Below are 11,691 nucleotides of genomic sequence, written 5' to 3' on the forward strand. Positions count from 1 at the left end.
CTCCCCGCCGTGCCGTCCGTCGCGGGTCAGTATGCATCCCCCTCGGTGGAGGAGGTCACGACGCCGTCGCGGGTGAGGTCGAGGCGGGAGACGATGCGGTACCGGTCGCCCCGGTAGACCGAGTGGACGTACTCGACGGGCCGGCCGGCCGTGTCCAGGGTGAGGCGCTCGATGAGGAGCGCGGGGGAGAGGACGGGGACGTCCAGGAGCGCGGCCTCGTCCTCGCTGACGACGGTCGGCTCGATCGACTGGGTCGCCTCCTTGACCCGGACCCGGTGGTGCTCCCGCAGGTGGTCGTAGAGGTCGCCCGCCTCCAGCTCCTCCGGGGTGAGGGCGGCGCCGACCAGGTCCGCCGGGATGTGCAGGTGCTCGATGGCCATGGGCGAGCCGTCGACGAGGCGGAGGCGGGCGACGTAGAGCAGCTCGGCGGCGGGGGAGAGGCGGAGCCGGCGGCCGATGCGGGCGCCGGCCCGGATCGTGGCGGACTCCAGGACGGCGCTGGACCAGGTGCCCGAGGCGCGGGGGACGGCGAACGCCGCCTCGTCCGGGGCCAGTTGCTGCACGATCTTGGCGGGGGCGACGAACATGCCGCGGCCGTGCTCCCGTACGAGCGCGCCCGTCGCGACGAGTTCGTCGACGGCCGCGCGCAGGGTGGGGCGGGAGACGCCGAGGGCGGCGCAGAGGGTGCGCTCCGACGGGATGGGGTCGCCGGGGCCGCCCGCCTCGATCAGGCCGAGCAGGTGCTCCCGTACCCGCTCCCGCTTCAGCACTCCGCCGGAGGAGCCGTCCTTCATGCCGCTCTCCCTGACTGATCAGTTGATCCTGACTGGTCAACTGGTAAGTCCGATGGTAACCCGCCGACTTGACCTGCCGTCGAGTGAACGGCACATGTTTTCCGGGGGATTGACGGCCGGAACGGTCCGTGCCACCTTCTGCTCACACACCTGACCACTTGACCAATTGGTCAAACAAGCAGCGAGGTGCCCGTGAAGATCCGTCCCCTCGGCAGAACCGTCGCCCTCGCGGCGACCGTCGCGCTCGCCGCCACGGCCTGCGGCGGCTCGGACGACCCGAAGGCCTCCGGAGGGCCGGAGAAGGTCACCGTCTGGATCATGAAGGACAGCGTCACCGACGCCTTCCTCGACCGCTTCCGCACCGGCTTCGAGGCGGAGCACGAGGGCATCGACCTCGACATCCAGATCCAGGAGTGGGACGGCATCGGCGAGAAGGTCACGGCCGCCCTCGCCAGCAAGGACGCCCCGGACGTCATCGAGGTCGGCAACACCCAGGTCGCCCAGTACGCGGCCAGCGGCGGCGTCCGCGACCTCAGCGACAAGGTCGCCGAACTGAACGGCGCCGACTGGCTCCCCGGACTCGCCGAGCCCGGGAAGGTCGACGGCAAGCAGTACGGCATCCCCTGGTACGGGGCCAGCCGCGTCGTGATCTACCACAAGGACCTCTTCGCCGCGGCCGGCGTCACCCCGCCGAAGACCCAGGAGGAGTGGCTCGCCGCCACCGCGAAGCTCAACAGGGGCAAGGTCCAGGGCATCTACCTCCCCGGCCAGAACTGGTACACCCTCTCCGGCTTCGTCTGGGAGGCCGGCGGCGACCTCGCCGTCCGGGACGGCGAGAAGTGGAAGGGCGCGCTCGACACTCCGCAGGCCCTCGCCGGCATGGACTTCTACCGCAGGCTCCAGGCCCTCGGCAAGGGACCCGAGGACGCCGACGAGTCCAAGCCCCCGCAGGCCGAGGTCTTCGCCAAGGGCGACGTCGCCCAGATCGTCGCCGTCCCCGGCGGCGCGAAGATCGTCGAGGAGATCAACCCCGCGCTCAAGGGCAAGCTCGCCTTCTTCCCCCTCCCCGGCCGCACGGCCGGCAAGCCCGGCGCGGTCTTCACCGGCGGCTCCGACTTCATCGTCCCCGAGGCCTCCACCCACCCCGACGCCGCCTACGAGGTGGTCGAGGCGCTGGCCGGCGAGAAGTGGCAGACGGACATGGCCAGGACCATGAGCTACGTCCCCAACCGCACCTCCCTCGCCCGGGTCGTCCAGGACGACGAGGGCACGGCCGTCATGGCCGCGGGCGCCGCGCAGGGCCGGGCGACCCCCAACTCCCCGCAGTGGGCGGCCGTCGAGGCCACCAACCCGATCAAGCAGTACATGACCGCCGTGCTCACCGGCGCCGATCCCGCCGCCGCGGCGCGCACCGCGTCCGAGAGCATCACGAGGACCCTCGGCTCGTGAGACGTCCCCGCGGGCCGGCCCCCTGGCCCTACCTCCTCGTCGCCCCGACCGTCCTCGGCGGAGCGCTCCTCCTCGGCTACCCCCTCGTCCGCAACCTGCTGATCTCCTTCCAGGAGTACGGCATGGGGGAACTCATCCGCGGCGGCGCCGGGTTCACCGGGCTCGACAACTACCGGACCGTCCTGGCCGACCCCGTGTTCTGGGAGGTCGTCCGGCGCACCCTCTGGTGGACCCTGGTCAACGTCGCCCTGATCATGGTGATCGGCACCCTGGTCGCCCTGATGACGCAGCGGCTCGGCCGGCGCATGCGGATCCTGGTGACCAGCGGGCTCGTCCTCGCCTGGGCCAGCCCGGTCATCGCCACCACGACCGTCTTCCAGTGGCTCTTCGCCTCCCGCCTGGGCGTGGTCAACTGGGTCCTCGTCCGCCTCGGGTTCGAGTCCTTCGAGGGCTACTCGTGGCTGGCCGACGGCCCCGCCGCCTTCACCGTCCTGGTCCTGCTCGTGGTCTGGCAGTCGGTCCCCTTCGTCGCCATCACCCTGCACTCGGCCCTCCTGACCGTCCCCGCCGAGCTGTACGAGTCGGCCCGGCTCGACGGCGCCGGCGCCGGACGGATCTTCCGCTCGGTCACCCTGCCCCTCCTGCGGCCGGTCTTCGGCCTGGTCCTCTGCCTCGAAGTCATCTGGGTCTTCCGCTGCTTCGCCCAGATCTGGGCCGTCACCAAGGGCGGCCCCGGCGAGGCGACGACCACCCTGCCCGTCTACGCCTACCGGGTGGCCCAGTCCCTGCACCGCTACGACCTCGGGGCGGCCGTCTCCACCCTCACCGTCCTCATCCTCGTGGCCGTCCTGATCGCCTACTTCCGCCAACTGCTCCGACAGGAGGCAGACCGGTGACCCCCGCACGCCCCGCCCCGGCGGGACACCGGCCGGCGGCCCCGCGCGCCCTGCGGCGGCTCCCCCTGAACACCGCCGCCGTGATCGTCTTCCTCGTGGCCGTCTTCCCGGTGTACTGGATGGTCCTCACCGCCTTCCGGCCCACCCGCGACATCCAGTCCGAGACCCCCGGCTTCCTGCCGCTCTCCGTCACCCTGGACCACTTCGAGCACGCCGTCGCGGCGGACGGATTCTGGGTCTTCTGGCGCAACAGCCTGCTCGTGACCGCCGGTTGCGTCCTGCTCGCCCTCGTCGTGGCCCTCGCCGCCGCCTTCGCCGTCGCCCGGATGCGCTGGCGCGGCCGGCGCGCCTTCCTCCTCATGGTGTTCATCGCCCAGATGGCCCCCTGGGAGGCGCTCCTCATCCCGATGTACGTCATCGCCCGGGACGCCGACCTGCTCGACCGGCTCGTGACCCTCAGCCTGATCTACTTCATGATCACCCTGCCCTTCACCGTCGTCACCCTCCGCTCCTTCCTGGCCGGCGTCCCGGCGGAGCTGGAGGAGGCCGCACAGGTCGACGGCTGCACCCGGGCCACCGCCTTCCGCCGGGTGACCCTCCCGCTGCTCGCCCCCGGACTGCTCGCGACCTCGCTCTTCGGATTCATCACCGCCTGGAACGAGTTCGCCTTCGCCAACATGCTGATCATCAAGGACCAGGACGACCGCACCCTGCCCGTGTGGCTCTCGTCCTTCTCCAACGTCTTCGGCACCGACTGGGGCGCCACCATGGCCGCCTCCACGCTCTTCGCCCTGCCCGTCCTCGTCCTCTTCCTGGTCCTGCAGGGCCGGGTCGCCGCCGGAATGACCGGCGGAGCCGTGAAGGGATAACGCACCGCGATGCCCCTGCCCCGCCTCGTCCCCGAGCCCACCCACCTCTCGCCGCTGCCCGGCCGGTTCACCTTCGACGCCGCGACCGCCCTCAAGGTCACGTCCGGCGCCGAGGGCGCGGCCCGGCTGCTGCGCACCCTGCTCGGCCCGGCCACCGGCCTGCCGCTGCCCGCCCGCCCGGACGGCTCCGTCGTCCTGGCCCTCGACCCCGCCCTCACCGGCCTCGGCGAGGAGGGCTACGGCCTCACCGTCGGCCCCGAGGGCGTCCTGCTCCGGGCCGCCGGCCTCCGGGGCCTCCTCGCCGGCGTCCAGACGCTCCGCCAGCTCCTGCCCGTCGAGGCCCTCGCCGACGGGCCCGTCGGCGGCGTCGCCTGGACCGTCCCCTGCGTGCAGATCACCGACACCCCCCGCTTCCCCTGGCGCGGCTCCATGCTCGACGTCGCCCGCCGCTTCCGCCCCGTCTCCTACCTGCGCCGGTACGTGGACCTCCTCGCCCTCCACAAGCTCAACGTCCTCCACCTCCACCTCACCGACGACCAGGGCTGGCGCATGCCCGTCACCGCCCTGCCCCGCCTCACCGAGATCGGCGGGACGCCCCACGGCGGCGCCTACACCCGCGCCGAACTCACCGGTCTGGTCGCGTACGCGGCGGAGCGCGGCATCACCGTCGTGCCCGAGATCGAGATGCCCGGCCACGTCCGCGCCGCCCTGGCCGCCCACCCCGAGCTCGGCAACACCCCGGGCCGCACCTACGACGTGTGGGACCGGTGGGGCGTGTGCGACACCATCCTCGGCGTCCACGACACGGCCCTCGACTTCTGCCGCACGGTCCTGGACGAGGTCATGGACGTCTTCCCCTCCCCGTACGTCCACATCGGCGGCGAGGAGTGCCCCACCACCGAGTGGCACACCTCCCCGGACGCGCTCCGGCGGGTCGCCGAGGAAGGGCTCCCCGGCCCCGACGCCCTGCACGGCTGGTTCATGGAGCGGATCGGGAGCCACCTCCTGAAGGCCGGCCGCCGGCCGCTGAGCTGGACCGAGAACGGCGCCGACCTCCCGCCGTACTTCACCGTCATGCCCTGGCGCGACTCCGACCACGGCCGCACCGCCGTCCGCCGCGGCCACCAGGTCGTCATGGCGCCCCACCGCACCACCTACCTCGACTACCCCCAGTCCACCAGCCCCGCCGAGCCGCCCGGCCAGGCCGGCGAGGTCGTCGACCTGCGGACCGTCCACGGCAACGACCCGGCCCCGGCCGACTGGAGCCCCGAGGAGGCCGCCCGGGTCCTCGGCTCCCAGGTCCAGCTGTGGACCGAGTACGTCCCCACCGCCGCGCACGCCGAGTACCTCACCTTCCCCCGGCTCTGCGCCCTCGCGGAGGTCGTCTGGACCGGCCGCCACGACTGGCCCGGCTTCCAGAAGCGCCTGCGCCACCACAGGACCCGGCTCGACGCCCTCGGGGTGCCGCGCCGTCTCTCCACCCCGACCCCCGTCCCCCAGAACTGAGGAGAGGAACCCCCATGAGCGACCAGACCAGGACGCGCACCCCGCGCCTCCGCGCCGCGCTCGCCGTCGCCGCCGTGACCGGACTCGGCGCCACCGCCCTCACCGCCCTCCCGGCCGCCGCAGCCGGCGAGGCCGTCACCGTCCAGTACCGTCAGAGCGCCACCGGGAGCGACCAGGTCGAGCCCTGGCTCAAGGTGGTCAACACCGGGACGACCGGCGTCCCGCTCAGCCAGGTCAAGGTCCGCTACTACTTCAAGGCCGACGCGGGAGCCTCGTACACCTACGCCTGCTCCTGGGCCGTGAAGGGCTGCGCCAACATCACCGGCACCTTCGGGACCCTCGCCCACCCCACCGCGACCGCCGACCGCTACCTGGAGGTCGGCTTCACCGCCGGGGCCGGCACGCTCGCCCCCGGCGCGGACACCGGCGACATGCAGCTGCGCTTCCACCGCTCCAACTGGCAGCCGCTGAACCAGAGCGACGACTACTCCTTCGGCCCCGCGCAGACCGCGTACGCCAACTGGACCAAGGTCACCGCCACCGTCGGCGGCGTCCCCGTCTGGGGCACCGCCCCGGCCGGCAACGACCCCACCCCGACGCCCACGCCGACCGATCCGACCACCCCGCCGCCCAACGGCGCCGCCCTCTTCGACGACTTCGACTACACCGGGCACACCGACCCGGCGATCGGCGCCCACGGCTGGAGCGTCCGCTCCAACGCCGGCGGACCCGGCGTGCCCGGCGCCACCTGGGCGCCCGAGAACGTGACCTTCGCCAAGGAGGGCACCAACTCGATCATGAACCTGCGGACCTCCACCGCGGGCACCGGCGAGTCCACCAGGCACACCGAGGTGCTCACCAAGGCGACGAAGTTCAAGAACGGCACCTACGCGGCCCGGGTCCGCTTCTCCGACGCCCCGGTGTCGGGCCCCGACGGCGACCGGGTCGTCCAGACCTTCTTCACCATCAACGACCTCAAGGCCCCGATGGCCGACGACTACGCCGAGTACGACTTCGAGTACCTGCCCAACGGCGGCTGGGGCGAGCCCGCCAACATCCTCTACACGACCTCGTGGGAGACCTACCGGCCCGACCCCTGGGAGGCCGTCAACCAGCACTCCGAGTCCCGGACCGGCTACGACGGCTGGCACGACCTCGTCCTGACCATCGACGACAACAGCATCGTGTACTACGTCGACGGCCGGGAGTTCGGCCGGCACGACGCCCGCTACCTGCCCGAGCGCCCGATGTCGATCAACTTCAACCAGTGGCTGATCGACCTGGCGGGCCAGACCTCGACCACCCCGCGCTCCTACGACCAGAAGGTCGACTACGTCCTGCACGTCAAGGACCAGGTCCTGACCCCCGCCCAGGTGGCCGCCAAGGTCGCCGCCTACCGCTCGGCGGGCACCGCCTTCCAGGACACCGTCCCGGCGTCGTAACCGGCCCGGCCCCGTCCCCGCCCCGTCGCGCGCGTGCGGCGGGGCGAGGGCGTTCCTCACCCGTACGGCCCCCGCCGCCTCGCCCGCCCCACCGCCCCGGGCGAGGGTCGACACCGGGGCCGTGCCCGACCGCCCGACCGCGCGCGCCGCGTCCGTTCACCGAAACCGGAGGTCAGCCCGTGCCGGCATCGAAGCACTCCAGGGTCCACCTGGTCGGCGGCGGCATCGCCTCGCTCGCCGCGGCCGCCTTCCTCGTCCGGGACGCGGGCGTGCCCGGCGAGAACGTGCGGATCCTGGAGCAGCTGCCGATCGCGGGCGGTTCGCTGGACGGCGCCACCGCCCCGACGCGCGAGGGCGGTCACGTCACCCGGGGCGGCCGGATGTTCGAGGACGAGCACTACGTGTGCCTGTGGAACCTCCTGGAGACGATCCCGACCCTGGACGACCCGGCGGTCTCGGTGCGGCAGGAGACGCGCAACTTCAACATCGAGCACCCCATGCACGCCAGGGCCCGGATCATCGACGGCGACCGCACGATCGCCGACGCCTCGCGGCTCGGTCTGGACGCCCGCGACCGCGCCGACATGACCCGGCTGCTCGCCCTGCCCGAACGGCTGATCGGGGCCCGGCGCATCGACGACTTCTTCCGGCCGAGCTTCTTCACCACCCACTTCTGGTGCATGTGGCGCACGACCTTCGCCTTCCAGACCTGGCACTCGGCCATCGAACTCAAGCGGTACTTCCTCGCCTTCGTCCAGGAGTTCGACCACCTCCACACCCTGTCCGGGGTCCGGCGCAGCAGGTACAACCCGTACGACTCCGTCGTCCGCCCCCTCCAGGAGTGGCTCACCGCCCGGGGCGTGCGCACCGACTTCGGCGTCACCGTCGCCGACGCCGACTTCTCGGGCCCCGCCGCCCGCCGCCTCTCCCGCCTGCACCTGGAGAAGGACGGCGCCGAGGCCGGGACGATCGACCTGGGCGAGGACGACTACGCCTTCCTCACCCTCGGCTCGGCGACCGCCGACACCACCTACGGCGACAGCACCACCGTCCCCGAACTGGTCCGCGACAAAAGGGACGGCTCCTGGCGCCTGTGGGAGTCGATCGCCAAGAACGCCCCCGACTTCGGACGCCCCCACGCCTTCTGCGGGAACATCGACGAGACCAAGTGGGAGTCCTTCACCCTCACCATGACGAGCCGCGCCCTCCTGGACCGCATCCAGGAGTACACGGGCAACGCCCCCGGCGAGGGCGGCCTGATGACCTGGAAGGACTCCCGCTGGCTGCTCTCGGTCGTGGTGCCGGCCCAGCCGCACTTCCGCGACCAGGAGGAGAACACGTACACCCTGTGGGGCTACGCGCTCTTCGGCGACGTCCCCGGCGACCACGTGCCGAAGAGGATGGACCACTGCACCGGCGCCGAGGTCCTCGACGAACTCCTCGGCCACCTCGGCTTCGACGACATCGCCGACGAGGTCCGGGAGACCACCCGGGTCACCACCGTCCAGATGCCCTACGCCGACGCCCAGTTCCAGCGCCGCACCGCCTCCGACCGCCCCCTCGTCGTCCCGGACGGGGCACGGAACTTCGCCTTCCTCGGCCAGTTCGTCGAGATCCCCGAGGACGTCGTCTTCACCGTCGAGTACTCGGTCCGCTCCGCCATGATCGCCGTCTACCACCACTTCGACGTCGACAAGGAGGTCCCGCCGATGTACCACGGCCTCGCCGACCCGAAGGTCGCCCGGTCCGCGCTGGGAACCGTCCTGGCCTGACAGCCCGCCACGGAGGAGGGACGAATGAACGCGGACCCCGACGAGCGCCCCGGTCCCGGCCCATCGGACCAGTGGGACGAGGCGGTCCTGGACGCCGTCTTCACCCAGTCCGACATCGGCCTCCACGTCCTCGACACGGACCTGCGCGTCGTCCGCGTGAACACGGTCGCCGTCGGCGTCCGCGGCCTCCCCGTCGAGCGGATCGTCGGCCTGCCCGCGACGGAGGCGTACGCCCCCCTCGGCGTGGACGTCGACGAGGAGATGCTGCGGGAGGTCCTCGCCACCGGCCGGCCGGCGCTCGACCACCTCGTCAGGGGACACCCGTTCACCGACCCGCGCAGCGAGCGCGTCTTCTCCGTCTCCGCCCACCGCCTCCAGGACGACGCGGGACGGATCCTGGGCGTGGTCCTCACCAGCACGGACGTCACCGAGCGCGAACGGGCGCAGGCCCGCCTCCGGCTGCTGCACGACGCCCACGAGCGGATCGGCACCAGCCTGGACGTCGAGCGCACGGCCCGGGAGCTGGTCGACGTCGCGGTGCCGCGGTTCGCCGAGACGGTGGTGGTCGCCCTCACCGACGCCGTACTGAGGGGAAGGGAGCCCGGCCTGCGGTCCCACGACCCGGCCCCCCTCCTGCGCTGCACCGCGACCGGCGGCACGGCCTCCTGCTCCCGGCTCCCGGCGGCCGGCGCCCTCCTGCTCCCCGGCGTCTTCGGGAAGGCGCTGCCGACGGAACCCCGGCTGCTCCCCCCGGAGCGGGACGACGGGACCGGGGGCACGAGGATCGTGGCCCCGCTGCTCGTCCGGGGACAGGTCTTCGGAGGCGTCGTCTTCCAGCGTGCGGAAGGGGCCGAACCGTACGACGGGGACGACCTCGAACTGGCCGACGGCATCGCCACCCGCACGGCGACCTGCCTGGAGAACGCCCTGCGCTTCACCCGCGAGCACATCGTCATGACGGCGCTCCAGAGCTGGCCGCTGCGCCAGGAGGAGGCCACCCAGCGGGCCGTCGACATCGCCCGGCGCAATCAGCCCGACGGCAGCGGCGTCGGCTCCTGGTACGACGTCGTCCCCCTCTCCGGGGCCCGGGTGGCGCTCGTCGTCGGCCGGGTCGACCGCGCCGGGCTCAGCGCCGTCGCCACCATGAGCCGGCTGAGGACCGCCGTCTACAGCCTGACCACCCTCGACCTCGACCCGCACGAACTGCTCGCCCGCCTCCACGCCACGACCCTCCGGCTCGCCGGGGAACAGGAGGCCGGACCCGGGGGAGACGCCGCGACGGCGAGCTGCACGGTCGCCGTCCACGACCCCGTCGGCGGACGGCTCGACATCGCACGCGCCGGCACCTCGCTGTTCGCCGTCGTCCGCCCCGACGGGTCGGTCGACACCCGGCCGGTCGACGAGGGCCCGCTGCTCGGCGCGGAGGGGCCGCCCTTCGCCTGCGCATCGCTGGTCCTGCCCGAGGGCAGCACCCTCTGCATGGCGCCGGGCGAGGGCGGCACGCGGACCGAGGACCTGGTGAACGCCCTCGCGCACCCGGGACGCCCCCCGGAGGCCATGGCGGACGACGTCGTCCGGCTCCTCGCCCCCGACCGCGTCCTCCTCGTCGCCCGCACCCGGCACCTGTCCCCGAACGAACTGGCCGAGTGGAGCATCCCCTTCGACTTCTCCGCCGTCGGCGTCGCGCGCGGCCACGTCGAGGAGCAGCTCCGGAAGTGGAACCACCCCGCCGACCCGTTCACGGCGACGCTCCTCGTCAGCGAACTCGTCACCAACGCCATCCGCTACGGCGCCGCCCCGGTCACCCTGCGGCTCATCACCGACTCCACCACCCTGACCTGCGAGATCAGCGACGCCGGCCAGGCCGCACCCCACCTGCGCCACGCCAAGGCCGTCGAGGAGGGCGGCCGGGGCCTGCTCATCTGCGCCACCCTCGCGGACAACTGGGGCATGCGCTACTCGGCCGGGGGCAAGACGGTGTGGGCCGAGATCGGGACGGACGGAGCGGACAAGGAGGGGGCGGGGACCCGGAACGACCCGCCGGACAGGCCCTAGAACCCGGCCCCGCCGAGACCCGGCGGATCGTTGTCCGGCGTGTACGAAGGATCCGGGCGCCGCAGGGCACGGCGGAGCTCCTCCGGCACGGCCGCCGCCCCGGCGCCCCCGGCGGCGACCTCGTACAGGGTCCCGTCGACGCGGGTGCGGAACGCCCCGGGCGGGAAGTCCTTCAGGAGGCCCTCGCCCGCCTCGGTGAGAGGCCGGGGGCGGAAGCGGGCGAAGCGGAGCGACACCAGGGAGAGCAGCCCCAGGGCCGACGACACGGACGCCACCCACCCGGCGTCGGGGCGGTCGCCGGAGCCCCAGGTGAACAGGGCGATCTCCCCGAGGAACAGGGCCACGGGGCCCGCCAGTTGCACGGCCGACTCCCAGCCCTCCCGCCGGGCCGCCCGCCCGGGGTGGGGGAGCAGTCCCGCCTCCGCCAGGGAGACGCCGAGCCGGCGCACGGCCCTGCTCTTCGCGACGCGATCCTCCGTCCTCGTCCCGGGCGCGCCGCGGCCGGGACGGCACAGGGCCAGCGCGGCGGTCTCGACGGGATCGGGCACGCGCCCGTCGCCCGGGACGGCCGGTGCCGGCCCGTCCCTCCGGACGACCCGCTTCTCCACCACGGTGACCAGACCCGCCCGGTGCAGCGCCGTCAGCGCCGTCCGCGCGGTGCGCCCGGGCCCTCCGGAGAGGTACGCGTACGCGTACGGCCCCAGGTCGGCGCCGTCCGGCACGGGCCGCGAGGGTCGGTGGGAGCGGAGTCGGAGGTGGCAGGTCCAGAAGCCGAGCGCCGTCACCCCGACCACCGTCCACACGGCCGCGCCCACCCACATCCACACGAGTCCGCCCCCCGACGCCCCGATGCTCCGGACTCCGTGGGAGCCCCCCGGTCGCATTGTCCGCGAGAGGGGGGCTCCTGA

Annotated in this window: 9 protein-coding genes; 7 read left to right on the top strand and 2 right to left on the bottom strand. The window is 73.2% G+C overall.

The window, feature by feature from the left end:
• Window positions 1–26: 26 nt before the first annotated feature.
• The gene (locus ACFY7E_RS22405) at window positions 27–794 is read right to left on the bottom strand and encodes a GntR family transcriptional regulator (protein ID WP_389487432.1); all 768 of its coding nucleotides are present in this window, start codon (window positions 792–794) and stop codon (window positions 27–29) included.
• Window positions 795–986: 192 nt separating this feature from the next.
• Between ACFY7E_RS22405 and ACFY7E_RS22410 the strand changes: the two genes are divergently transcribed.
• From ACFY7E_RS22410 to ACFY7E_RS22440, 7 genes are all read left to right on the top strand, one after another.
• Window positions 987–2,243, top strand: coding sequence for an extracellular solute-binding protein (locus ACFY7E_RS22410; protein ID WP_389487434.1), 1,257 nt, complete (start codon window positions 987–989; stop codon window positions 2,241–2,243).
• Window positions 2,240–3,139, top strand: coding sequence for a carbohydrate ABC transporter permease (locus ACFY7E_RS22415; RefSeq protein WP_383438001.1), 900 nt, complete (start codon window positions 2,240–2,242; stop codon window positions 3,137–3,139). Before ACFY7E_RS22410 ends, ACFY7E_RS22415 begins: the two co-directional genes overlap by 4 nt.
• Complete coding sequence (locus ACFY7E_RS22420; protein ID WP_389487437.1) at window positions 3,136–4,008, top strand: carbohydrate ABC transporter permease; 873 nt, start codon at window positions 3,136–3,138, stop codon at window positions 4,006–4,008. Before ACFY7E_RS22415 ends, ACFY7E_RS22420 begins: the two co-directional genes overlap by 4 nt.
• A gap of 9 nt (window positions 4,009–4,017) precedes the next feature.
• Complete coding sequence (locus ACFY7E_RS22425; RefSeq protein ID WP_389487439.1) at window positions 4,018–5,514, top strand: beta-N-acetylhexosaminidase; 1,497 nt, start codon at window positions 4,018–4,020, stop codon at window positions 5,512–5,514.
• A 14-nt stretch (window positions 5,515–5,528) separates the two neighbouring features.
• On the top strand, window positions 5,529–6,956 hold the full coding sequence (locus ACFY7E_RS22430) for a cellulose binding domain-containing protein (protein WP_389487441.1): 1,428 nt from the start codon (window positions 5,529–5,531) through the stop codon (window positions 6,954–6,956).
• A 179-nt stretch (window positions 6,957–7,135) separates the two neighbouring features.
• Window positions 7,136–8,728, top strand: coding sequence for an oleate hydratase (locus ACFY7E_RS22435; protein WP_389487443.1), 1,593 nt, complete (start codon window positions 7,136–7,138; stop codon window positions 8,726–8,728).
• Window positions 8,729–8,752: 24 nt separating this feature from the next.
• A complete protein-coding gene (locus ACFY7E_RS22440; RefSeq protein WP_389487445.1) occupies window positions 8,753–10,783 on the top strand; it encodes a SpoIIE family protein phosphatase in 2,031 nt (676 codons plus the stop codon).
• Here ACFY7E_RS22440 and ACFY7E_RS22445 read toward each other — a convergent pair.
• The gene (locus ACFY7E_RS22445; protein ID WP_389487447.1) at window positions 10,780–11,598 is read right to left on the bottom strand and encodes a TIGR04222 domain-containing membrane protein; all 819 of its coding nucleotides are present in this window, start codon (window positions 11,596–11,598) and stop codon (window positions 10,780–10,782) included. The genes ACFY7E_RS22440 and ACFY7E_RS22445 overlap by 4 nt on opposite strands.
• Window positions 11,599–11,691: the final 93 nt, after the last annotated feature.

It is taken from the genome of Streptomyces sp. NPDC012825 (assembly GCF_042900925.1).
GTDB lineage: Bacteria > Actinomycetota > Actinomycetes > Streptomycetales > Streptomycetaceae > Streptomyces.